This window comes from Pedococcus sp. P2_D7, assembly GCF_056404295.1.
The window spans coordinates 34495-57370 of the sequence record NZ_JBFUEH010000007.1; the positions used below are offsets into that span (position 1 = coordinate 34495).

Consider the following 22876-nt stretch of genomic DNA (forward strand, 5'->3'; position numbering starts at 1 on the left):
ATGCCCCTTGGACTCCTCGCCCTCGCCATCGGGGGCTTCGGCATCGGGCTCACCGAGTTCGTCATCGCGGGGCTGCTGCCCGAGGTGGCTGCGGACTACGGCGTCGACGAGGCCGCGGCGGGCTGGTTGATCTCCGGCTATGCGCTGAGCGTGGCGGTCGGGGCGATCGGCCTCACGGCGGCGGTCACGCGGTTCAACCGCAAGCACGTCCTCACCGCCCTGATGGTGCTGTTCATCGCCGGCAACCTCGTCTCGGCGAACGCCCCCACCTACGAGGTGATGCTCCTCGGGCGGATCCTGGCGGCCCTGACCCATGGCGCGTTCTTCGGCATCGGCTCGGTCGTCGCCGCCCACCTGGTCGCACCGGAGAAGAAGGCCGGCGCGATCGCGATGATGTTCGCGGGGCTGACCACCGCGAACGTCCTGGGCGTCCCGTTCGGCACCCTGCTCGGGCAACAGCTCGGCTGGCGCTCGACCTTCTGGGCGATCAGCGTGGTCGGCGTCCTGGCGCTCGTCGGCATGGCCACCCTGGTGCCGTCGCAGCCGGTGCCGGCCGGTGACGCGGGGCTGCGTGGCGAGCTGGGCGCGTTCCGGTCCGGCCAGGTGTGGCTGTCGCTGCTGGTGACCGTGCTCGGCTTCGGCGGGATGTTCGGCGCGTTCACCTACATCGCCTACACCCTCACCGAGGTCTCCGGCTTCGCGTCCTCGACGGTGCCGTGGCTGCTGGTCCTCTTCGGGGTCGGCCTCTTCGTGGGCAACTGGGTAGGTGGCCGGGCCGCCGACCGTTCGGTCCCCGTCACCCTCACCGTGGTGCTCGCGGCGCTCACCGTCGTGATGGGCGGCTTCGCGCTCACCGCGTACTCACCCGTGCTGGCCGTGGTGGGGCTCGTGCTCATGGGTGGCTTCGGGTTCGCCACCGTGCCGGGGCTCCAGATGCGGATCATGACGTATGCCGGCTCGGCGCCGACCCTGGCCAGCGGCGCCAACATCGCGGCGTTCAACGTCGGCAACGCCGCAGGTGCGTGGCTCGGCGGGCTCACCATCACCGCGGGCCTCGGCTATGCCTCGACCATCTGGGACGGCGCTGCGCTCAGTCTCGGGGCCCTCGTGGTGCTGGTCGGCGCCGAACGCCTGGTCCGTCGGGCTCCCTTCGCGCAACCTTTGCTAGCAAAGGAAACTGGCTGACGGACAGTTTGCAACCTGTCGGCGATCGAGCAACCTTTGCTAGCAAAGGTTGCTCGAGGAGGGGAGAGCGGTCAGGCGGGGTGGACGCGGGCCAGCAGGCCGGCATACCGGTCGAGGACGGCGGCGCCCACGTCACCGGGGGGCGGGTCGAGGGTCGCCTCGTAACGGACCTGCCACTGCGGCGGACGCTCGTCACCGACCAGCACCCAGGCAGCCTGGCGGGCGGCCCCCAGCCCGACGTACTCGCCGGGCTCCGGGATCGCGACGGGCACACCGAACAGTCCGGGAGCGACCGCGCGCACCGCGCCGGAGGCCGCCGCCCCACCGATGAGCACCACGCGCTCGACCGGCAGGCCGAGCCGACGCACGTCAGCCACGCCGGCGACGAGGTTGGCGAGCATCCCCTCCACCGCGGCGCGGGCGAGGTTCTCGGGGGTCGCGTTGGCACGGGTCAGGCCGCCGAGGGTGCCGGTGGCGTCGGGGAGGTTGGGGCTGCGCTCGCCGTCGAGGTAGGGGAGCAGCGTCAGCCCGCCGGCCCCGGGTGCCGCTGCGAGGGCGAGTCGGTCGAGCCCGGCGAGATCGGTGCCCAGCAGCTGGGCTGCAGCAGTCAGGACCCGTGCCGCGTTGAGGGTCGCCATCAACGGCAGGTGGCCACCGGACGCACTCGCGAACGACGCGATGAGGCCGTTGGGATCTGCCACCGGCCGGTCGGCATCGGCGAACACGGCGCCGCTGGTGCCGAGGGAGACGGCGACGTCGCCCGGTCGCAGCCCCAGCCCGAGCGCCGCCCCGGCGTTGTCGCCCGTGCCGGGTCCGACGACCATCCCGCGATCGGTGCGGCCCGCGACCTCGTGGGGACCCAGGACCGTCGGCACGCCGAAGACCCGTCCGAGCGCGAGCTCCTGGAGGTCGGGGAGGTAGGTGTCGGCGGTGCTGGAGAAGTAGCCGGTGCCTGAGGCATCTCCGCGATCGGTGGTGTAGCGCTCGAAACCGTTGCCCTGCTTGAGGATCTGAGCGGTGAGCCAGTCATGCGGCAGGACCACGTCGCGGACCCGTGCGGCGTTGTCTGGCTCGTGCTCGGCCAGCCACCGCACCTTGGTCACCGTGAAGCTGGGCACCAGGGCCGAGCCCGTCCGGCGCACCCACTCCTGCGGCCCGCCCAGCTCGTCGGTGAGGTCACGGGCGGCCTGCGCTGAGCGGGTGTCGTTCCACAGCAACGCATCCCGCACGACCGCGCCGGACTCGTCGAGGGCGCACATGCCGTGCTGCTGCCCGCCGACCGCGATGGCTGCGACGTCGTCGAGCAGCCTGTCGGCCGTCGCCGTGGTGAACGCGTCCCACCACCGGTCGGGGTGCACGGCCGTGCCGTCGGGGTGCGGCGCCCGACCGGAGCGCACGATCTCGCCGGTCGCAGCGTCGCAGACGACCACCTTGGTCGACTGGGTGGACGAGTCGACCCCGGCGACGAGGGTGCGAGGGGCGTCGGGCATGGAGGCCTCCGGGGGTCACGGGCCTGGTTGACTGTCGCTCAGACGAGCGCAATGATGCGCAAACGAGTTCGTCGAGCATGTCGGCGCACCCCGGACCCTGTCAATGGGAAGGACGGACACGTGGAGGACGACGGACCCGCCGAGCTCGTGATGCTCGCCGCGATCGCGCGTCGCCACTACCTCCAGAACCAGTCGAAGGTCGAGATTGCCGACGAGCTGGGGATCAGCCGCTTCAAGGTCGCACGGCTGCTGGAGGCCGCCCGGGAGCGTGGCCTGGTCAGGATCGAGATCGTGCGGCAGGGCTCGCTCGACGTCGACCTGTCGGCGCGACTCCAGCAGCGCTTCGGCCTCGCGCACGCCGTCGTCGTCGACACCGCCGATGCCGACCCGGGAGCCGTGCGCCACCAGCTGGGCCGGGCGGCGGCCGAGCTGCTGTCGGAGGTCCTCGTCGAGGGTGACGTGCTCGGCCTCCCCTGGTCGCGCAACGTCCACGCGATGGTCAGCGCGCTCACCAGCCTGCCCCGCGTCGACGTCGTCCAGCTGACCGGCGCGATCGCCCTCCCTGACCTCGACAGCAGCGCCGTCGACATCGTCCGGCGCGCAGCACGAGTGTCCGGCGGCAAGGCCTTTGTCTTCTATGCGCCATTCGTCCTCGACAGCAAGTCCAGCGCGGATGCGCTGCGGCGTCAGCCGGCCGTCGTGGACGGCCTGGCCCGCGCCTCGGCGGTGAGCAAGGCCGTCGTCGGCATCGGCGCCTGGCGGCCGGGCCAGTCGACGATCCACGACCTCCTCGACGCGGCCGAGCAGCGCGACCTCACGGCTCGGGGAGTCATCGGCGAGCTGGCCGGCATCTTCTTCGACGCGGGCGGAAAACCGTTGCGCCCCAAGGTCGCTGCCCGCCTCATCACCATGGATCCCGACGACCTGACGCGGGTCCCGGAGGTCATCGCGGTGGTCTCGGGGGCGTCGAAGTCGACGGCCGTGCGGGCCGCCCTCGAGGGTGGGCTGGTGCAAGGTCTCGTGGCCGACGCGACCCTGGCCGACGTGCTGCTCGCGGGCTGACTCGCCGCGTCCCGGCAGCCCTCGACGAGGGCCTTGACGGAGCCCTCGAAACTGGCAAATCGCCACACACCCCCTTGCGCCCCTCTCTCAGCCATGGCATGGTCGAAACAGATGTAAGCGCTTTCAACGATGAAAGAGGCAGACCTGTGGCGACCGGTGCGACGCACTCCAGCGGGACGACGATCTATTCCGTCGCCGAGCGTGCTGGTGTCTCGATCGCCTCCGTCTCCCGCGTCCTGCAGGGCTCCACCGCGGTCTCCGACAAGACCCGACAGCGCGTCCTGGACGCCGCCGAGGAGCTCAAGTACGTGCCCCTCGCCGCAGCGCGCAGCCTCGCGGTGCGCCACCACGAGGCGCACGGGCTCGTGCTTCCCGAGCTCTCCGGTCCCTACTACTCCGAGCTCCTGATGGGGTTCGAGTCGCGTGCGGCCGAACTCGGCCAGAGCGTCGTGCTCATGCTCGCCGAGGGCAAGGACAACCTCCCCGCCGCGGTCCGCAAGCTCGCCACCCGCGTCGATGGCCTCGCGATGCTGGGCTCGGCGGCCATCCCTGAGGACACCGTCACCGCACTCCACGGCTCCAAGCCCGTGGTGCTCATCGCCGGCGACCCGCACTCCGACATCGACACGGTCACCTCGGAGAACACCAACAGCGCCGAGGAGATCACCAGCCACGTCCTCGGACACGGCCGGACCGCCCTCCTCTTCGTCGGTGACCCGGACTCCGGCCCTGACGTCCGAGACCGGTATGCCGGTTTCGTCGCCGCCCATGCGGCGGCCGGCCTGACGGCCGCGGAGCCGGTGCGCATCTCGCTGCGCGAGGCGGACGGCACCGCCCTCGCCGACCGGATCCTGTCCGGTGACCTCACGACCGACGCCCTCGTCTGCGCCAACGACGAGCTGGCCCTCGCCGTGATGAAGCGGCTGCACGAGGGCGGCACGAGGGTGCCCGAGGACGTCGCCGTCGTCGGTTGGGACGACGTGATGACCGCCCGCTACGTCGAACCTGCGCTCACCACCGTCCGCCAGCCGGTCCGCGAGCTCGGTGCGCAGGCAGCCGAACGCCTGCACCGTCGCGTCACCGGTGGGCCCGTCGAGGACGGTCCGCTGGTGATCCCGACCCACCTGGTGATCCGGCGCTCGTGTGGCTGCACGGGCCCGCCCGGCTGACAGCACCACCCCGAGACCCCGGCGCGCCCCGACGCTGCGCGCTCCAGACCCACTTCCGCACGCCCCCGCCCCCGAGGAAAGAGAGAAACCCGATGAGACGCACTCCCGCCATAGCGGTTGCGACGATCGCCGCCGCAGCGCTCACCCTGACGGCCTGTGGCCGTGGTGACGCCGGCTCGACGGCCACCGAGACAGGCAAGGACGTCAGCGCAGGCAAGGCCACCGGCACCATCACGGTGTGGGCCATGGGAGCCGAGGGAGAGAATCTCCCGAAGCTCGCCAAGGAGTTCGAGGCAGCCAACCCCGGCGCCAAGGTGAACGTCACCGCGATCCCGTGGGACGCGGCATACCAGAAGTTCACCACCGCGATCACGGCCGGCACCACTCCGGACGCCGCGATGGTGGGCACCACCTGGATGGGTGAGTTCGCCGGCAACGACGCGCTCGACCCGACGCCGCCGGCGATCGACAAGTCCGTCTTCTTCGAGGGCGCCCAGAAGACCACCGAGGTCAACGGCACCTCGTTCGGTGTGCCGTGGTACGTCGAGACCCGTCTGGTCTACTACCGCACCGACCTCGCCAAGAAGGCCGGCTTCGCCACGCCGCCGACCGACTGGGACGGCCTGAAGTCGATGGCCAAGGCCATGCAGACCAAGGCGGGCGCCAAGTACGGCATGGGCTTCCAGGCCGGCGGTGTCGGCTCGTGGCAGTCGATCATGCCGTTCGGCTGGTCGAACGACGCCGACCTCACCAAGGACGGCGGCAAGGCCTACAACTTCGACAGCCCGCAGGTGCTCGAGGCCGTGAAGTACTACCAGAGCTACTTCACCGACGGGATCTCAGACAAGGCTGCGCCGGCCACGCCGACCACCGAGCCCGACTTCAAGAGCGGTCGCGTGCCGATGTTCGTTTCGGGCCCGTGGATGATGTCCGCGGTCGAGAAGGTCGGTGTGAAGAAGGACCAGTACGACGTCATGCCCATCCCGGCGAAGACCAAGTCGTCGTCGTTCGTGGGTGGATCCGACCTCGTGGTGTTCAAGAAGTCGAAGCAGCGCGACACCGCCTGGAAGTTCATCCAGTGGCTGAGCGACCCGAAGACCCAGGTCAAGTGGTACCAGATGTCCACCGACCTTCCCGCGGTGAAGTCCGCGTGGCAGGACCCGGCGCTGACCGCTGACAAGAAGCTGGCCACCTTCGGCAAGCAGCTCGAGACCGCCCAGGCCCCGCCGAGCTTCCCCACGTGGGAGCAGGTCGTCGCGAGCTTCGACACCGAGATGGAGAAGGTCACCAAGAAGGGCGCCGACCCCGCTGCGGCCCTGAAGACCGTGCAGCAGCAGGCTGACTCGATCGGCACCGGCCAGTAATCATGGCCACCACCACCGAGGTGACCCCTCGCGGGGAGACGGGCGAGACCCGCCCGTCCCCCCGCGGGGGTGGTGCCGCGAGGAAGGCACTGCGCCAAGCGCCGGCCGCCTGGATCCTGGCGCTGCCGTTCTGCCTGCTGTTCCTCGTCTTCACCGCGTGGCCGGTGGTCCAGTCGCTCTTCATGAGCCTCACCGACACCAAGTCACGTGACCTGCGCAGCCCGTTCGCGGTCAACGTCGTGGGCTTCGACAACTTCACGAAGGCTTTCTCCGACCCGGTCTTTCGCAAGTCGGCGCTCAACACCGCATACTTCGTCGTCATCGGGATGCCCCTGACCCTGGGTATCGCCCTGGCCGCGGCGGTCGCGCTCGACCGCGGGATCACCAAGTTCCGCTCGGCGTACCGCCTCGGCTTCTACCTGCCGGTCATCACCTCGATCGTCGCGGTGGCCGTGGTGTGGCGGTTCCTCCTCCAGGAGGAGTTCGGCCTCATCAACACGGTGCTCGGCTGGGTCGGGATCCCGGGGCCGAACTGGCTCGGCGACCCGAACTGGTCGATGCCCGGCCTGATCCTGATGGCAGCGTGGCGCAACTTCGGCACCGCGATGATCATCTTCCTGGCCGGTCTGCAGGGTGTGCCGTGGGTGCTCCACGAGGCAGCCTCGATCGACGGTGCGACTGCGTGGCAGCGGTTCCGGCACATCACCCTGCCGATGCTGCGCCCGACGCTGCTGTTCGTCTCGGTCACCACCTCGATCGGCTACCTCCAGTTCTTCGAGGAGCCGTTCGTGATGACCAACGGTGGCCCGCTCAACAGCACCATCTCGATGTCCATGTACACCTACAAGCAGTTCGGCTTCGGCAACTACGGCTATGCGGCCTCGATGAGCTACATCATCTTCGTCGTCATCGCGATCGTGGCTGCCATCCAGTTCCGCCTGCTGCGTGACAACACGTGAGGTCGTCATGACTGGAATGAACGTTCGTGGCCGCGTGCTGCTCTACGGAGTGCTCACCGTGCTCCTCGTGGTCGTCATCGCACCCTTCGTGTGGATGATCCTGGGCAGCTTCAAGACCCAGGGTGAGCTCCTCCAGAGCCCGCCGACCTGGTGGCCGGAGACGGTCACCCTCGACAACTACACCCAGCTGTTCTCGCGGCTGAACTTCAAGCAGTACTTCTTCAACTCGACCGTCGTGGCCGTCTGCGTCACGGCCGGCAACCTGCTCTTCTGCTCGATGCTCGGCTACGCCCTGGCGATGCTCGACTTCAAGGGCAAGAAGATCCTGTTCGTCGTCGTGATGGGCACCCTGATGATCCCGGGCGTGGTGACCTTCGTGCCGCTGTTCGTCCTCGTGGCCAACATCGGGCTCATCGACACCCTGCCCGGACTGATCCTGCCGTTCCTGGCGGCGCCGTTCGGTGTCTTCCTGATGCGGCAGTTCTTCCTCGGTCTCCCCCGCGACCTGCTGGACGCAGGCCGGGTGGACGGCGCGGGGGAGCTGCGGATCTTCCGGCAGATCTTCCTGCCGCTGGCCGGACCGGCGCTGGCGACGCTCGGCATCCTGACCTTCCTCGGCAGCTGGAACAACTTCCTGTGGCCGCTGGTCGTCGCCCAGCAGGAGAAGACCTACACGCTGCCGGTGGCGCTCGCGCTCTACTCCACCGGCCAGAACTCGACGCAGTACGGCCTGCTCCTCGCCGGAGCCACCGTCGTCGTCGTCCCGGTGCTGGCGATCTTCCTGGTCTTCCAGCGTCGCGTGATCGAAGGAATTGCCACGACCGGGATCAAGTAGCCCCTTGGGCGTTCCCGCCCGCAGCAGGCAGCCCGTGCCCTTGGTACCAGCAAGGGAAACAACCTGATTGGAGCCTCACCCATGGCCACCTCCCAGCTCATCCTCCCCTCCGCCACGCGCCGACAGCTCCTCGTCGGGGCAACGGCGGTGGCCGCGACCGGCCTGACCGCCGGTCGCGCGTCGGCAGGAACCTTCGCCGCTCCTGCGGCACCTGCCGCACCGGCATACCTCGCGTCGACCACCTCGGCGGCTGCCCAGTCCACCCGCGTGCACGGCTGGGCCACGGACACCTGGCGCAGCCTGGTGGCCATGACCCACCCGAAGACCGGCCTGCCCGCCGACAACATCACGGAGTCGCTGGCCCCCGGCGACCGGTCCGGCTACACCTCGCCCACCAACATCGGCGGCTACCTCTGGTCGGCGGTGGTGGCCCGCGAGCTCGGCATCATCTCGAAGGCAGAGTGCACCAAGCGCCTCATCCAGACGTTGAACACCTTGCTGGGCATGGAGCACCACGAGCCGAGCGGCATGTACTACAACTGGTACGACGAGGCCACGGGCGAGAAGCTGACCACCTGGCCGACCGACGGCAACCGGGTCGACCCCTTCCTCTCCAGTGTCGACAACGGCTGGCTCGGGGCGGCACTCAGGGTCGTGATGACCTCCGACAAGGGCGCCGCGCCGCTGGCCAAGCGGTTGTTCAGCCGGATGCGCTGGGACAGCTTCTACGACCCGAACGCCTCCCGGAAGCCGGGCCTGATGCACGGTGGCTTCTTCGTCGTGCAGCCCCCCGGTCGCACGGATGGCTTCTACGGCAACCACATCGGCATCGGTCCCGACGTCTGGCTCACCAACCACCACTACGACACCACCGTGTCCGAGACCCGCATCACGAGCTATCTCGGCATCCTGACCGGCCAGGTCCCGAAGGAGCACTACTTCGCCATGTGGCGCACCTTCCCTGCGACCTGCGACTGGTCGTGGCCGGAGATGCAGCCGGTCGGGGAGAACCGCACCTACTTCGGCGTCGACGTCTACGAGGGCGCGTACACCTACCGCGGCATGCACGTCGTCCCCGGCTGGGGTGGCAGCATGTTCGAGGAGCTCATGCCCGACGTGTTCGTCCCGGAGTCCAGCTGGGCGCCGCGGTCGTGGGGGCTCAACCACACGCTGCACGTGCGCTCGCAGCGTGAGCACGGCCTGATCGAGGCCGGCTACGGCTACTGGGGCTTCTCGCCGTCGAGCAACCCGAACGGTGGCTACCGCGAGTTCGGGGTCGACCAGCTCGGCCTGAACCCGACCGGCTACCTCTCGGACATCGACCCCAACGACCCTGCCTTCGCCGGGACCAACTACGACGGCGGCTTCGGCGACTGCCGCGCGGGCACCAACCCGAACCCGGCCTACCGCGACGGTGTCGTCACGCCGCACGCGGCGTTCCTGGCGATGATGCACGAGCCCGACCAGGCCTTCACGAACCTCGCGAAGATCCAGGACGAGCTCAAGGCCTACGGCACGGGTGGCTTCTTCGACGCCGTCGCCGTCAAGTCGGGCAAGATCGCCAGGCGTTACCTGTCCCTCGACCAGGCCATGATCATGGGCGCCATCGGAAACGTCATGGCGGACAACGTGATTCGTCGTGCGTTCAGCACCGCCGACGTGGAGCGGGCGCTGCGCCCGGTCATCGGTGTGGAAGAGTTCGGAGCCGGAATCGCCTGACCCCGGACCCACCGCGCGCCCCGGGCAAGCCCCTGATGGCCAGGGGCGCGCGGTGCCGGAGGTGGCCGACCGAACGCCCGGTCGCCCACGGCCAGCCCACTGAGAGGACGCCATGCACCCGGTCAGGAAGACCAGCCCCGACGGGGTCGAGTACCGCGACCTCAACAGCAACGACCGCATGGATCCGTTCGAGGACCCGCGCCTGACGGTCGAGGAGCGGGTCGAGGACCTGCTGCCCCGGCTCTCCCTCGAGGAGAAGGTCGGGCTGATGTTCCAGACCGTCATCGAGGCCGGTGCCGACGGCACGGTCCTGGAGGGTCCGGGCGCCATCAGCAAGTCGGCGACCTCCGACGTGGTGCTGCGCAAGCACCTCACCCACTTCAACGTGCACGCCCTCGACGACGCGCGCCTGGCCGCGCGCTGGCACAACGCCCTCCAGGCGATCGCCGAGCAGTCGCCGCACGGCATACCGGTCACGGTCTCCACCGACCCGAGGCACGCCTTCATCGAGAACGCCGGCACGTCGTTCGCCGCGAAGTCGTTCTCCCAGTGGCCCGAACCCCTCGGCCTCGCCGCCCTGCGCGACCCTGAGCTGGTGCGGGAGTTCGGTGACATCGCCCGCCAGGAGTACTGCGCGGTGGGCATCCGGGCCGCCCTGCACCCCACCCTCGACCTCGCGACCGAGCCGCGGTGGGCTCGGCAGTCGGGCACCTTCGGCCAGGACCCCGACCTCGTCAGCGAGCTCGCGGTGGCCTACCTGCAGGGCTTCCAGCAGGAGTCGCTCGGGCCGGGCAGCGTCGCCTGCACCAGCAAGCACTTCCCCGGTGGCGGGCCGCAGAAGGACGGCGAGGACGCGCACTTCCCCTACGGCCGCGAGCAGGTCTACCCCGGCGGCCGGTTCGCCGACCACCTCAAGCCGTTCCCCCCGATCATCGCTGCTGGAACCGCGGCGATGATGCCCTACTACGGCATGCCGATCGCCCTGGAGATCGACGGCGAGCAGATCGAGGAAGTCGGCTTCGGCTACAACAAGCAGGTCGTCACGGGCCTGCTGCGCGGCACCCTCGGTTACGACGGGGTCGTGGTGACCGACTGGGAGCTGGTCAACGACAACCACGTCGGCGACCAGGTGCTCCCCGCCAGGGCGTGGGGGGTCGAGCACCTCGACCCCGCGGCGCGGATGGAGCTCATCCTCGAGGCCGGCGCCGACCAGTTCGGGGGCGAGGAGTGCGTCGAGCTGCTGCTCGACCTCGTCGCGCAGGGACGCGTCACCGAGGCGCGCATCGACGAGTCGGCCCGCCGGCTGCTCACCGTCAAGTTCCGTCTCGGTCTGTTCGACGACCCGTTCGTCGACGAGGACGTGGCCGCAGAGACGTTGGGGCGCAAGGACTTCCGCGCCACCGGGTATGCCGCACAGGCCAGGTCCGTGACCGTGCTCGCCAACGGCGAGCGTGAGGGTCTGCCGGTGCTCCCCCTGACCAAGGGCCGGCGCGTCTACGCGGAGAACGTGTCCCCCGAGGCCGTCGCGGCGCTCGGGGTCGCGGTCGACCGGCCCGAGGACGCCGAGGTGGCGCTGGTGCGGCTGCCCGCGCCCTTCGAGCCCCGCTCCGACCTCTTCCTCGAGTCGTGGTTCCACCAAGGCTCGCTCGAGTTCCCGCCAGGTCTGGTCGCCCGGCTCGGGCGGATCGCCGCCCACTGCCCCCTCGTGATCGACGTCGTCCTCGACCGTCCGGCGGTCGTCACCCCGCTGCTGCCGCTGGCCAGTGCCTTGGTCGGCAGCTACGGCACCAACGACGAGGCCCTCGTGGACGCGCTCACCGGAGTGATCCCTCCGGAGGGCCGGCTGCCGTTCGACCTGCCGCGCTCGATGGAGCAGGTGCGTCGCCACGGTGAGGACGTCCCCGGGTACGACGACCCGCTGTTCGCCTTCGGACACGGCCTGTCGGTCATCTCTACCGTTTGACCGGCTCAGCCTTTATGTTTAGGCCGTGAATCCATCCCAGGCGGCTCCGGGCTCGCAGGCGTCCCTGCGTGAAGCCAACCGTCTGCGTGTCCTGGAGGCCCTGCGCGACCAGGGCGCGATGACGCAGGTGGAGATCGCCGGGTTCACCGGGCTGAGCCCCGCGACCGTCTCCAACATGGTCAAGGAGCTCGACAGCTCGGGCTCGGTCGAGCTCGAGCCGAGCATCCGGAACGGCCGGCGGGCGGTCCTGGTCTCGCTGGCGACCGGCAGCACCCTGATCGCAGGCATCGCCTTCGGTGACCGCGACGTGCGGGTCGCGATCGGCACCGGCCCTCGCGACATCATCGGCCGGCAGCGCATGCCCCTGCCCGCCGACCACGCCGCTGACGAGGGCATGGACCGCGCCTCGCGGCTGCTCCTCGACCTCGTGGAGAAGGTCGGCAAGACGATGGCCGACGTGCGTGCGGTCGGTGTGGGCATCCCCGCTCCCGTGGATGCCGTGTCGGGCCAGGTGGGCAGCGAGAGCATCCTGCCCGGGTGGCGCGGCGTGGCCGTGGCGAAGGAGATGGAGGGGCGGATCCAGGCACCCGTGGCGGTGGACAACACGTCCAACCTGGCAGCCCTCGGCGAGCTGAGATGCGGTGTGCTGCAAGGAGTGCAGCACGCGGTCTACATCAAGCTGTCCTACGGCGTCGGTGCCGGCCTGATCCTCGACGGTGACGTGTTCCGGGGAGCCGCCGGCACGGCTGGCGAGATCGGCCACCTGACCATCGACGAGAACGGCCCGGTGTGCCGCTGCGGCAACCGCGGCTGCCTCGAGACCTACATCGGGGCCCGCGGGCTGCTCGACGCCCTGGCCTCCTCGCACGGCCCGCTGAGCCTGCGCGACGTCATCACCCGCGCCCTCGACGGTGACCCCGGCTGCCGGCGGGTGCTCGAGGACGCCGGGCGACACCTGGGCGTCGCGGTCGCCGGCCTGGTCAACCTGCTCAACCCGGAGGTCATCGTCCTGGGCGGCCAGCTGTCCAAGGTGGGCTCGATCATCATCAGCCCGATGCGTGCCTCGCTCGAGCGGTGCGCCATCCCGAGCGCCGCAGCCTCGGTCGTGGTGCGTGAGGGTGAGCTCGACGCCGACGCCGACGTCGTGGGGGCGCTGGTGTGCGCGGCGGCTCTGCTGCCGGCGAACGAAGCGGTGCTGGCCACTGCAGCGTCCATTTCTTGAATTCAACTCTTGACGTCAAGGGTGGGGGAGCGATTAACTCAGGACACGCCCGCACCATCGTGGTTGTCGGCGCCTGACCAAGGGAGTTCAGCTATGCCCACCCGTTCCATTCGTCTCGCCGGGGCCGCTCTCGTGGCTGGCCTCGGCCTCGCGTCGCTCGCCGCGTGCGGCGACAGCGGTGACTCCGGCTCCGGCAGCAGCGGCTCGTCGTCGTCCGGTGGCGGCGCCAAGAAGATCGCCCTCCTGCTTCCCGAGTCAAAGACCACTCGCTACGAGACCTTCGACCGTCCGCTCTTCGAGGCCGCCGTCAAGGCCGGCTGCGCAGACTGCACGATCATCTACAGCAACGCCGACCAGGACCCCGCCAAGCAGCAGCAGCAGGCCGAGGCCGCGCTGACGCAGGGTGCCAACGTGCTCGTCCTCGACCCCGTCGACGGCAAGGCAGCCGCCGCGGTCGTCGCCAGCGCCAAGGGCCAGGGCGTCCCCGTCGTCGCCTACGACCGGTTCATCGCCGGCGCCGACTACTACGTCTCCTTCGACAACGAGACGGTCGGCAAGATCCAGGCCCAGACGCTGGTCGACACGATCAAGGCCGGTGGCAAGACCTCGGGCGACATCGTCATGATCAACGGCTCGCCGACCGACCCGAACGCCGCCAGCTTCAAGAAGGGTGCGCACAGCGTCCTCGACAGCAGCGGCTTCAAGGTCGCCGCCGAGTACGACACCCCGGACTGGAGCCCCGACAAGGCGCAGGCCTGGATGGAGGGCCAGATCTCGGCCGTCAAGGGCACCCTCGTGGGCGTCTACGCCGCGAACGACGGCACCGGTGGTGGCGCGATCGCAGCGCTCAAGGCCGGCGGCGTCAACCCGCTCCCGCCCGTCACCGGTCAGGACTCCGAGCTCGCCGCGATCCAGCGGATCCTCGCGGGCGACCAGGCCATGACCATCTACAAGCCGGTCCCGCCGGAGGCCGAGGCTGCTGCCAAGGCCGCCATCGCGCTGGCGAACAAGCAGAAGCCCGCCTCGACGGGTGACACCGACGGTGTGCCCTCGACCATCCTCGACCCGATCGCGGTCACCAAGGACAAGGTGAAGGACACGATCATCAAGGACAACGTCTACAAGGTCGCAGACATCTGCACCGGAGCCTTTGCCGCCGTCTGCACCAAGGCCGGCATCAGCTGACGTCACCCCAGCGGGTGGGAGCGGCGCCTCGGCGCTGTTCCCACCCGCTGGCGCACGCGGCACACTGCTGGGCGGAGGCACTCCTCGGAGTCATCCCCGGCAGGTGCGCCACCGCACCGGGACCCACCGAACCACCGAAGGACTGACATGACAGCGACCCTCTCGCCGCCGACGACAGCCGTCCTGGCCCTGACCGGCATCTCCAAGCGCTTCGGTGCGGTGCAGGCACTCAAGGACATCGAGTTCGACGTCCACTCGGGCGAGGTCGTGGCCCTGGTGGGTGACAACGGCGCGGGCAAGTCGACGCTCGTCAAGACCATCGCCGGCGTCTACACCCCCGACGACGGGCAGATGACCTTCGACGGCAAGCCCGCCAGCGTCGCCAGCCCGGCCGAGGCGCAGCACCTCGGCATCGCGACGGTCTTCCAGGACCTCGCCCTGTGCGACAACCTCGACGTGGTCGCCAACCTGTTCCTCGGCCGCGAGCTCTACCGCGGCCGCGCCCTCGACGAGGTGACGATGGAGCAGGAGTCCTGGCGGCTGCTGCGCCAGCTCAGCGCCAAGATCCCGTCGGTGCGGATCCCGGTGGCCAGCCTCTCCGGTGGCCAGCGCCAGACGGTGGCCATCGCCCGGTCGCTGCTCGGGGCCCCCAAGGTCGTCATGCTCGACGAGCCCACGGCCGCCCTCGGTGTCGCCCAGACCGCCGAGGTGCTCAACCTCGTCGAGCGCCTGCGCGAGAACGGCCTCGGCGTCATCCTCATCAGCCACAACATGTCCGACGTGATGGCGGTCGCCGACCGCGTGAGCGTCCTGCGCCTCGGGCGCAACAACGGCACGTTCAACGTCGCCCAGACGACGAGCCAGGAGATCATCGCCGCGATCACCGGTGCGACGACGAACGCCGTCTCGCAGCGGGCCGCCCGCCGCGCGGTGACCCCCGAGCCCACCGGCGCCGATGCCGGTCCCGACACCGCAGCCACCTCGGAGGAGCAGTCATGAGCACCCCCACGCCCACCCCGGAGGCCCAGGCCGCGGACGCCACGGCTGCCCTGCCCGCCGACCTCCAGGACGAGCGCCTGATCGCCTCGCAGGGCGTCGGTGGCTTCCTGCGCGCGTTCCTGTCGCGACTGCGCAGCGGGGACCTCGGCTCGCTGCCGGTCGTCGTCGGCCTGGTCGTCATCTGGGGCGTCTTCGCGCTGCGCAACGACGCGTTCCTGTCCAGCCGCAACCTCGTCAACCTCACCCAGCAGAGCGTCCCGACGGGCATCATCGCGCTCGGCATCGTCCTGGTGCTCCTGCTCGGCGAGATCGACCTGTCGGTCGGCTCGATCAGCGGTCTGTCCGCGGCGATCCTGGCCGTCGGCTTCGTCGGCCACGGCTGGGCGCTGCCCCTCGCGATCATCGCGGCCCTCCTCGCGGGAGCCGCCATCGGCGCGGTCTACGGCGTGCTCTACACGCGGTTCGGCGTGCCCAGCTTCGTCATCACGCTGGCCGGGCTCCTCGGCTTCCTCGGCCTGCAGCTCAAGGTGCTCGGCAAGGAGGGGTCGATCAACATCCCGTTCGACTCCGCGATCGTGCAGTTCTCGGCGCTGAAGTTCCTCCCCGACGCGACCGCCTACGGCATCGTCGTCGCCGCAGTCGTGATCTACGCGGCCCTGCGCCTGCGCTCCAACCAGCGGCGGGCCACTGCGGGACTCTCCACGACGCCGGTCGTGACTGTGGCCGTACGATCCGTCGCGCTCCTGGTGCTGCTGGGGATCCCGGTCTACGTCCTCAACCGCGACCGCGGTGTCTCCTACATGTTCGTGCTGTTCCTGGCCCTGGTCGTCATCTTCGACTTCGTCATCCGGCGCACGTCGTGGGGTCGCTCGGTGCTGGCCATCGGCGGCAACGTCGAGGCTGCCCGGCGGGCGGGTATCAACGTCAAGCGGATCTACGTCACGGTCTTCGTCTTCTGCTCGACGCTCGCCGCCCTCGGTGGCCTCCTGGCCGCGGGTCGCCTCGCCGCGGCCAACCAGAGCAGTGGTGGTGGCGACGTGAACCTCAACGCCATCGCGGCAGCCGTCATCGGCGGCACCTCGCTCTTCGGCGGTCGCGGGTCGGCCTACTCCGCCCTGCTCGGCATCCTGGTCATCCAGTCGATCTCCAACGGCCTGAGCCTGGTCAACCTCGGTTCGCCCGAGCGCTACATGATCACCGGTGGCGTCCTGCTGCTCGCCGTCATCGTCGACTCCCTGAGCCGTCGCAGCCGCGCCGCCCACGGTCGCGCCTGAGCGGTCCCGACCTCACGACGGAGGGGTATGCCGGGTGGTCACCACCCGGCATACCCCTCCTGTCGTCGTGTCACAGCTTTATCGGGTCTAGCAGGAAGGTTGACCTTCACCCGAGAACGTTTCTCGAGTGAAGGTCAACCTTGTCCCTAAACCCGATAAAGGGGGGATCAGCGGGTGGCGGGCTCCGCGGCCTGGCGCTGGGACCACGCCCGATCGGCAGCATCGATGCTCGTCCTCGAGCGCAGGTCGACCCCGGCGCGCTGGGCGGCCGCCTTGGCCTCGGCCGTGCTCAGGTCGGGCGCCCGGAACTGCTCGGGACGGATCGACGCGTCGGCGGCGGCATAGCGCCGCTGCTGGGTCGCGAGACGGTCGGCCGACAGCGCGGCCTGGCGCAGCGTCGCGCTGCTGACCTTGAGCGCACTGCCCGTGAGTGGGGTGCTGACCAGCGGGGCGTAGCCGTCGCGGTGCCCGGCGACGTTGGGGTGGTAGCTCTCGCCGACCGGGTTGGACAGGCCGTTGAGCCACTCGACGTCGTCGCAGACGGCATGCCCGATGAACCGGCTGGTCGGGTTGACGAAGGTGAAGCCCTTCGCCGCCGCCTGGGCGGAGGTCTTGCTGTTGAGCAGGTCGGCGGTCTGGTTGAGCCGGGTCTCCTCAGCCGGCGAGAACCAGGTGAAGGCGTTGCAGTCCTCACCCTGGAAGATGCGCGGGTAGCCCACGACGACGACCTTGGCGTTGGGTGCCTTCGCCTTGATCGAGGCGTAGAGCGTGGACAGCCGCGACGGGATGCTGGTGTTGATGAGGTTCTGTGCCCCGTCGATCGCACCGTTGCAGTCGCTCATCCAGCCGGGCTGCGCGCACTCGGTGAGGACGTCGGCGAAGCCAGCATCATTGCCCCCCACCGAGATCGACACCTGTGTCGTCGCGGTCGTGAGCGCACTCAGCTGGGTGTTGGTCACGTCGGCGACCCTGGCGCCGGAGCAGGCGCGGAAGTTGAGGGTCAGTCCCTTGCTCGCCGAGATGAGCGAGGGGTACGCGTAGACCGAGCGCTGGCACGTGGTGCCGTCATTGATGTAGGTCCGGGTGCCCGTGCCCGAGGAGTACGAGTCGCCCAGGGCCACATACGAGTTCGCGGCCTGGGCAGGTGCTGCTGACACAGTGAGGGCGGTCGCGGCGCCGAGTGCCACGAGCGCGCCGAAGGTGCGGGTCATCGCCATTGATTTCTCCCTGCAGTCCAGTGGATCGGTGGTGGCACAGTAGGGCTGGGAAATCGGGCGTGGCGTCCTGCGCCTGAACCCTTGCCAAGTCCATACCTCGGGTGGGGACGATCAGAGCCGCCGGTCCCGGGCCGCGCTGGGGTATGCCGCGAGGTGGGTTCGTCCTCCCGCAGCCCCGTGTGCGGGCCGTTGACCTGCGCAAACGTCGGGTTCTGAGTGGCGGCTCGGGTCTGGGTGGCATAGGAAGGGAGGAGCGGCGTGACACGGCGTCGCTCGACGACAGGGAGAACCAGTCATGACCGAGACCCCGCTGAACGAAGCAAGCGACGACGAGGGTGGTATCGGACCGTCCGACGGTGGTGCGGCGGGCATGCCGGGCAGCGCAGATGACGGTGGCGCCGATGGCGGTGCCGATGGCGGTGCCGACGGCGGTGCCGATGGCGGCGCTGACGGTGGCGCCGGTGAGGGCCCGGCCGACGGTGGCGCGAACCCCGGAGGCCACGACGGCGGTGCCGACGGTGGCGCCGACGGCGGTGCCGATGGTGGCGCGGGTGAGGGCCCGGCCGATGGTGGCGCGAACCCCGGTGGCCACGACGGCGGTGCCGACGGTGGCGCTGACTCCTGAGAGCCACGACCGACGACCGGTGAGCCGGTGACCACGACGTCATCGCACCGGGTGCCCGCCACGAGTGGTGGGCACCCGGTGCTGTCGCGCCTGCTGGCCGTCCCGCCGGCCGAGTTCGCCGAGCGCCACTGGTCGCGCGCACCCCTGCTCAGCAGGGCCGCGGACCTGCCCCGGTCGTTCGACGACCTGTTCTCCGCCGACGCCGTCGACGAGCTGGTCTCGGCGCGCGGCCTGCGGACTCCCTTCCTGCGGATGGCCAAGGAGGGCGCGACCCTCGAGGACCGCAGCTTCACCCGGGGCGGTGGGATCGGCGCAGCCATCGCCGACCAGGCCAGCGACGACGCCGTCCTGCAGCACTTCTCCGACGGCGCGACGCTGGTGCTCCAGGGTCTGCACCGCACCTGGCGACCGGTCGTCGACTTCTCCCAGGCTCTGGCCGCCGAGCTCGGGCACCCGGTGCAGGTGAACGCCTACGTGACCCCACCGGACAACACCGGCTTCAGTGACCACTACGACGTGCACGACGTCTTCGTCCTCCAGATCGCGGGGGAGAAGCGCTGGCGGATCCACCCGCCGGTGCACGACCTGCCGCTCCGCGACGAGCCGTGGACCGGCCACCGGGCCGCGGTCGAGGAGGCCGCCCTCGGGGCTCCGTTGATCGAGGAGACCTTCGCGCCCGGCGACTGCCTCTACCTGCCGCGCGGCTACCTGCACTCGGCGACCGCGTTGGGCGGCACGAGCATCCACCTCACCATCGGGGTCCACGCGTGGACCCGCCGGCACGTCGCCGACGAGCTGGTGCGCGCCGCCGTGTCGCGGGCGAGCAAGTCCGCCCAGCTGCGCGAGGCCCTTCCCATCGGGACCGACCTGGTCGGCGACGGCCCGGCGAGTGACGACGTGGAGGTGGTGCGGGCGGCCCTCCTCGAGGCCTTGGCGGAGGTCGACGCCAACGACCTCGCGACCGGGTTGGCCGGTGCCGCGCGAGCAGCCCAGCGGCCGGCCCCGCTCGCACCGCTGGCGCAGGCCGACGCCGCGAACGCGATCACCCCACAGACGCGGGTGGCCCTGCGGGCCCACGTCGCGGCGACCCTCGTGCCGGCCGCCGGTGGTCGCACCGTCCTGCGCAGCCGGGTCGGGTCGCAGACGGTCGAGCGCCCCGACCTCGCCTCGGTCGAGCAGCTGCTCGACACGGGCTCGGCCTCCGCGGCCGAGCTCGGCCTCGAGCTCACCCGCGCGCTGCTCCGCGCCGGCGTCGTCGTCCCTGCATGACCACGCCCCAGTGCTCGACGTCCGCGCGGCGTAGGGGCGACCCGATGCTGGGCACCGCCGCCCCCGCCAGGCGATGGCTGCTGATCGAGCACCCCGGTGGGTGGGCGCCGGCCGCCCTCGACAGCCCCGGCATCGACGACGCCGTCGCGGAACAGCTGCACCGGACGGCACTGGCCGTCGGCGGCCGCGTCGTGCTGGTCCGCCGCCCGGGCCGGGCCGCGGTGGCGGGACCGCCGGAGCAGCGTCGCTGGACCGTGCTCGACCTCGACGGTCGACAGCAGTGGGGCACCTGGCGACACTCCGACGACCTGGTCGCCGCCGGGGCGGCCCTGCTCCACGGGCCGGCCGACTCCGTCGCGGGACGTCCGCCCGACCCGCTGTTCCTGGTCTGCACGCACGGCCGCCACGACGTCTGCTGCGCCGTCAGGGGTCGCCCTGTCGCCCAGGCCCTCGCGGTCCGCTGGCCGCAGCAGACCTGGGAGTGCACGCACATCGGCGGTGACCGGTTCGCCGCGAACCTGCTCGTCGTCCCCGACGGCACCGTCTACGGCGGCCTCGACGCGGCGACCGCGGTGGATGTCGTGCAGTCACACCTCTCGGGATCGGTGGACCTCGACCACCTGCGCGGGTTCTCGGCCCACCGGCCGCCGGTGCAGGCCGCCCTCGCGGCGGTGCTGCGGGCGCACGGCCTGGCCGGTGTCGGCGACGTGACCCCCGGCGACGTGGTCGCCGACGGCGAGCTCTGGCGCGTCGAGGTCCTGGGTCGCGGCGCGGTGCCTGCGCGGTCCGTCGTGACGGTGCGCCGCAGCAGCCAGCCCCCGGCGCGGCTCACCTGCCGCGCCGAGGCCGACGCCGCGGCATACCTGTGGACGGCCGTGGTCGCCGACCCGGTCGGCTGAGGGGCGACTGCGCCGCCGGTCAGGCGACGCGGGCGCCGCAGGACGCCGAACCGAGCCAGGTGTGGGGGTTGCCCTCCCAGCACCAGCCCAGCCGCGGGTGCCCCTTGCTCACCCAGAGCGCGGCGACCCGCTTGCTCGCATCACGCGCGCCAGGCAGGAAGAAGGCGTTGCGCTCCTTGAGGATCCCGGGCCACAGCGCCAGCAGGCTGACGCCCTCGTCGACGGTGAGCGGTGAGCGGCCCTCGGCCGCGATGAGTGGCACGGCGTCCTTGGCCCGCACGTCGAGGGTCGCCTTTCCGGTGTCGACGTCCGTGACGAGGTATGCCGCGTGGTCGGGGACGTCCACACCCTCGATCGGGCGGTAGCCGGCAAGGTCGTCCGCGGTGTACTCGGTCCAGCCGGTCGTGGCCTTCCAGTGCACCGTCGGGAGGGCCCGGTCAGGGGTGACGAGGCGGGACGTCACGACGACTGCGAACGGGATGCGGTCAGCAGCGGTGGGCTCGGCCCGGAAAGCGTTGTCCCGCAACGGTTCCAGCCGGTCGACGAAGGCCCGTTCGCTGAGTCCCGCGAGGGCCGGGTATTCGGCGTCGACGTAGGCGCGGACCTGCCGGTCGAACTCGGTCGCAGCCTGGTCTCGGCTCGTCGGGTCGATCTCCCTGTCGATCTCCCTGTCGGTCGCTCGGGAGGTGTCCGTCGGGCGGTGGGTGTCGGTCGGCGTAGGGGTCACGGTTCCTCCGGTCACGGTGCGGGTGGCCGTGGTTCAACGGGGGGCGACGGTCACGCGTTCCCGGCTCTGCTCCAGGTCCGCGCTGCAGGTGCGGGGCGCGGCCGCCGCTCCGGTCGCGCCGGCCTCACTTGCGGGCGCCGCCGCGGCGGGTGCGGCGTCCTCGATCCGCGACCCGTTGATCAGGGTCACGTCGTCATAGGCCGGACGCCCTTCGATGACGTTGCGGAACTGGTAGCGGGTCAGCGACGCGAGCCTGCAGTCGGTCCCGAAGGTCGCGATGTCGAAGGCCGACGGTTGGCCGGTGAGCTCGCCGACGTCGCCGCTGGCACCGCCATTCGCCGAACCGGTCCCGTCGCCCGCGATGAAGTGGCTGAACGGGCCGCCGCCGGTGAAGGTGCCCACGCCGATCCGGGACCCCTGGAGCTGGCTGGCGTGCAGGTGCCCGTTCACGCGGATCCCCGCGCGCTTCACGTCCTCGGCCGCGGCCGGCTCGTGGGAGACGACGATGTCAGGCACCGGTTCGTCGGTCATCGCCGTGTTGTAGCGGGCCGCCGCCGGCTTCTGTTTGGCGGCGTTGTTCGTGTTGTCGTCACCGAACCACCGGGGGTCGTTGAAACCGGCGATGCGCAGGCCGTGGATGCTCTCGACCACATAGGTCTCGTCGTCCGGCTCGAGCAGCACGACGTTGCGCACCGCCGCGAGCCGGTCGAGCAGCTCGCGGTCGACGTCGGATCGTCCGTCGTGGTTGCCCTTGACGAAGAGGTAGGGGACGCCGAGCGAGGAGATGCCCTGGAAGAGGCCGGCGGCGTCGGCCTCGGTCGCGCTGCCGAAGTTGACCAGGTCGCCCGAGTCGATGACCGCGTCGATCCGCTCCTGCTGGACGATCGTCTTCATCAGGGCGTACTGGTTGGCCCCGTGGATGTCCGAGACGAGGAGGATCCGCGCGGCGACCGGTTGGTCGAGGGCCTGGGGCGCGTACTTGTCCTGGAGCGCCGCGGACAGGGCCAGGAGGTTCTTGAGGTAGGGCGTCACTTGCTCGGCGCGGGTCTCGACCCCCTCCAGCAGGTCGGCGTTGCGCTGCACCGTGCCGAGGATGCCGGTGGTGGTGAAGCTGTCCAGCCGCTCCGGCTGGTAGGACAGCCCGATCACGCCGAACGTGGCCACGCACGAGGCGACCCACACCGAGGCGACCGCAGCAGTCCACCGCAGGTCGGGGCGTCGGCGCCGCCACGCGGCATACCCACCGAGGCAGAGGAGGGCGACGACCAGGGCGCCCGCCGCGAACCGCCAGGCGAGGGCGATCACGCCGCCGCGCGCCGCGCGTTCGAGCTCGAGCGGGCCGGGCTGGAGGGACTGCACCGAGATGTTCGGGCGGGCGAGCAGGTCGGTGATGCGCTCCTTGACGTGGACCTGGGCCACCACTCCCGGAGCCGGGACGGGCCCACCGAAGTCGAGCCTGATGTCGCCGAAGATCGTGGGGCTCTGGATCTTGGAGATGTCGCCGGGGTTGAGGGAGAGCCGCAGGTCCGCGCCGTAGTTGAGGGTGTCAGCGGGGCTGGGGAAGAGCGTCGTCGCGGCCACGCCGCCGCTGTTGCAGGCGACGAAGAGCAGCACGAGCGCGCCGAACCGGAGCAGCCACGCGGACACACGCCTCCAGCGACGTGGGCTCTCCGGGGGCGTGCTCACCGGTCCACCGTAACCGGCGGGCGTCGG

The 22876-nt window shown here is 70.6% G+C and carries 19 protein-coding genes; 15 read left to right on the top strand and 4 right to left on the bottom strand.

From position 1 onward, the window contains the following. Complete coding sequence (locus AC1DWJ_RS16825; protein ID WP_477621429.1) at positions 1-1185, top strand: MFS transporter; 1185 nt, start codon at positions 1-3, stop codon at positions 1183-1185. Between the two features lie 71 nt (positions 1186-1256). Here AC1DWJ_RS16825 and AC1DWJ_RS16830 read toward each other — a convergent pair whose 3' ends face one another. After that, positions 1257-2675 carry an FGGY family carbohydrate kinase gene (locus AC1DWJ_RS16830; RefSeq protein ID WP_457254906.1) on the bottom strand — a complete coding sequence of 473 codons (1419 nt, stop codon included), beginning with the start codon at positions 2673-2675 and terminating at the stop codon, positions 1257-1259. A gap of 120 nt (positions 2676-2795) precedes the next feature. On the opposite strand from AC1DWJ_RS16830, the gene AC1DWJ_RS16835 reads away from it, so the two are divergent. The 11 genes from AC1DWJ_RS16835 to AC1DWJ_RS16885 all read left to right on the top strand — a co-directional run bounded on the left by AC1DWJ_RS16835 (position 2796) and on the right by AC1DWJ_RS16885 (position 16426). After that, entirely contained in the window at positions 2796-3737 is a 942-nt protein-coding gene (locus AC1DWJ_RS16835; RefSeq protein ID WP_457254908.1) for a sugar-binding transcriptional regulator, read from the top strand. 146 nt (positions 3738-3883) lie between these two features. Next, positions 3884-4906, top strand: a complete 1023-nt coding sequence (locus AC1DWJ_RS16840) for a LacI family DNA-binding transcriptional regulator (protein WP_457254909.1) — start codon at positions 3884-3886, stop codon at positions 4904-4906. Between the two features lie 92 nt (positions 4907-4998). Beyond that, positions 4999-6270, top strand: a complete 1272-nt coding sequence (locus AC1DWJ_RS16845; protein WP_457254910.1) for a sugar ABC transporter substrate-binding protein — start codon at positions 4999-5001, stop codon at positions 6268-6270. A 2-nt stretch (positions 6271-6272) separates the two neighbouring features. Continuing rightward, positions 6273-7229 (top strand): carbohydrate ABC transporter permease, encoded by a 957-nt coding sequence (locus tag AC1DWJ_RS16850; RefSeq protein ID WP_457254911.1) that lies wholly within the window; start codon positions 6273-6275, stop codon positions 7227-7229. A 7-nt stretch (positions 7230-7236) separates the two neighbouring features. Then, a complete protein-coding gene (locus AC1DWJ_RS16855) occupies positions 7237-8064 on the top strand; it encodes a carbohydrate ABC transporter permease (protein WP_457254913.1) in 828 nt (275 codons plus the stop codon). Positions 8065-8145: 81 nt separating this feature from the next. Next, on the top strand, positions 8146-9783 hold the full coding sequence (locus AC1DWJ_RS16860) for a glucoamylase family protein (RefSeq protein WP_477621430.1): 1638 nt from the start codon (positions 8146-8148) through the stop codon (positions 9781-9783). Between the two features lie 112 nt (positions 9784-9895). Then, complete coding sequence (locus AC1DWJ_RS16865; RefSeq protein WP_477621431.1) at positions 9896-11746, top strand: glycoside hydrolase family 3 protein; 1851 nt, start codon at positions 9896-9898, stop codon at positions 11744-11746. Positions 11747-11771: 25 nt separating this feature from the next. Further along, a complete protein-coding gene (locus tag AC1DWJ_RS16870; RefSeq protein WP_457254916.1) occupies positions 11772-12968 on the top strand; it encodes an ROK family transcriptional regulator in 1197 nt (398 codons plus the stop codon). Positions 12969-13061: 93 nt separating this feature from the next. Next, positions 13062-14153, top strand: coding sequence for a substrate-binding domain-containing protein (locus AC1DWJ_RS16875; RefSeq protein WP_457254918.1), 1092 nt, complete (start codon positions 13062-13064; stop codon positions 14151-14153). 147 nt (positions 14154-14300) lie between these two features. Next, the gene (locus AC1DWJ_RS16880; protein ID WP_477621432.1) at positions 14301-15152 is read left to right on the top strand and encodes an ATP-binding cassette domain-containing protein; all 852 of its coding nucleotides are present in this window, start codon (positions 14301-14303) and stop codon (positions 15150-15152) included. Next, the gene (locus tag AC1DWJ_RS16885) at positions 15149-16426 is read left to right on the top strand and encodes a sugar ABC transporter permease (protein ID WP_457254920.1); all 1278 of its coding nucleotides are present in this window, start codon (positions 15149-15151) and stop codon (positions 16424-16426) included. The genes AC1DWJ_RS16880 and AC1DWJ_RS16885 overlap by 4 nt, the downstream gene beginning before the upstream one ends. 167 nt (positions 16427-16593) lie before the next feature. On the opposite strand, the gene AC1DWJ_RS16890 is transcribed toward AC1DWJ_RS16885, so the two are convergent. After that, a complete protein-coding gene (locus tag AC1DWJ_RS16890; RefSeq protein ID WP_477621433.1) occupies positions 16594-17637 on the bottom strand; it encodes an SGNH/GDSL hydrolase family protein in 1044 nt (347 codons plus the stop codon). Between the two features lie 301 nt (positions 17638-17938). Here AC1DWJ_RS16890 and AC1DWJ_RS16895 point away from each other — a divergent pair, with 301 nt between their 5' ends. From AC1DWJ_RS16895 to AC1DWJ_RS16905, 3 genes are read left to right on the top strand one after another with little or no spacing between them, the layout of a single operon-like run. Continuing rightward, a complete protein-coding gene (locus AC1DWJ_RS16895) occupies positions 17939-18268 on the top strand; it encodes a hypothetical protein (protein ID WP_477621434.1) in 330 nt (109 codons plus the stop codon). Between the two features lie 27 nt (positions 18269-18295). Beyond that, entirely contained in the window at positions 18296-19537 is a 1242-nt protein-coding gene (locus tag AC1DWJ_RS16900; RefSeq protein WP_477621435.1) for a cupin domain-containing protein, read from the top strand. 44 nt (positions 19538-19581) lie between these two features. Further along, positions 19582-20436 (top strand): sucrase ferredoxin, encoded by an 855-nt coding sequence (locus AC1DWJ_RS16905; RefSeq protein WP_477621436.1) that lies wholly within the window; start codon positions 19582-19584, stop codon positions 20434-20436. A gap of 19 nt (positions 20437-20455) precedes the next feature. Here the strand turns inward: AC1DWJ_RS16905 and AC1DWJ_RS16910 are convergent, their stop codons facing one another. Both AC1DWJ_RS16910 and AC1DWJ_RS16915 read right to left on the bottom strand, forming a co-directional pair. Then, the gene (locus AC1DWJ_RS16910; RefSeq protein WP_477621437.1) at positions 20456-21163 is read right to left on the bottom strand and encodes a DUF5701 family protein; all 708 of its coding nucleotides are present in this window, start codon (positions 21161-21163) and stop codon (positions 20456-20458) included. A 33-nt stretch (positions 21164-21196) separates the two neighbouring features. Beyond that, positions 21197-22849 (bottom strand): metallophosphoesterase family protein, encoded by a 1653-nt coding sequence (locus AC1DWJ_RS16915; RefSeq protein WP_477621438.1) that lies wholly within the window; start codon positions 22847-22849, stop codon positions 21197-21199. Positions 22850-22876: the final 27 nt, after the last annotated feature.

What these genes read in the sequence shown, in the direction of transcription:
- AC1DWJ_RS16880 (WP_477621432.1), top strand. Translation starts at nt 14,301, where the DNA reads ATGACAGCGACCCTCTCGCCGCCGACGACAGCCGTCCTGGCCCTGACC.
- AC1DWJ_RS16895 (WP_477621434.1), top strand. Translation starts at nt 17,939, where the DNA reads ATGACCGAGACCCCGCTGAACGAAGCAAGCGACGACGAGGGTGGTATC.
- AC1DWJ_RS16865 (WP_477621431.1), top strand. Translation starts at nt 9,896, where the DNA reads ATGCACCCGGTCAGGAAGACCAGCCCCGACGGGGTCGAGTACCGCGAC.
- AC1DWJ_RS16860 (WP_477621430.1), top strand. Translation starts at nt 8,146, where the DNA reads ATGGCCACCTCCCAGCTCATCCTCCCCTCCGCCACGCGCCGACAGCTC.
- AC1DWJ_RS16875 (WP_457254918.1), top strand. Translation starts at nt 13,062, where the DNA reads ATGCCCACCCGTTCCATTCGTCTCGCCGGGGCCGCTCTCGTGGCTGGC.
- AC1DWJ_RS16850 (WP_457254911.1), top strand. Translation starts at nt 6,273, where the DNA reads ATGGCCACCACCACCGAGGTGACCCCTCGCGGGGAGACGGGCGAGACC.
- AC1DWJ_RS16890 (WP_477621433.1), bottom strand. Translation starts at nt 17,637, where the DNA reads ATGACCCGCACCTTCGGCGCGCTCGTGGCACTCGGCGCCGCGACCGCC.
- AC1DWJ_RS16855 (WP_457254913.1), top strand. Translation starts at nt 7,237, where the DNA reads ATGACTGGAATGAACGTTCGTGGCCGCGTGCTGCTCTACGGAGTGCTC.
- AC1DWJ_RS16825 (WP_477621429.1), top strand. Translation starts at nt 1, where the DNA reads ATGCCCCTTGGACTCCTCGCCCTCGCCATCGGGGGCTTCGGCATCGGG.
- AC1DWJ_RS16905 (WP_477621436.1), top strand. Translation starts at nt 19,582, where the DNA reads ATGCTGGGCACCGCCGCCCCCGCCAGGCGATGGCTGCTGATCGAGCAC.
- AC1DWJ_RS16830 (WP_457254906.1), bottom strand. Translation starts at nt 2,675, where the DNA reads ATGCCCGACGCCCCTCGCACCCTCGTCGCCGGGGTCGACTCGTCCACC.
- AC1DWJ_RS16885 (WP_457254920.1), top strand. Translation starts at nt 15,149, where the DNA reads ATGAGCACCCCCACGCCCACCCCGGAGGCCCAGGCCGCGGACGCCACG.
- AC1DWJ_RS16845 (WP_457254910.1), top strand. Translation starts at nt 4,999, where the DNA reads ATGAGACGCACTCCCGCCATAGCGGTTGCGACGATCGCCGCCGCAGCG.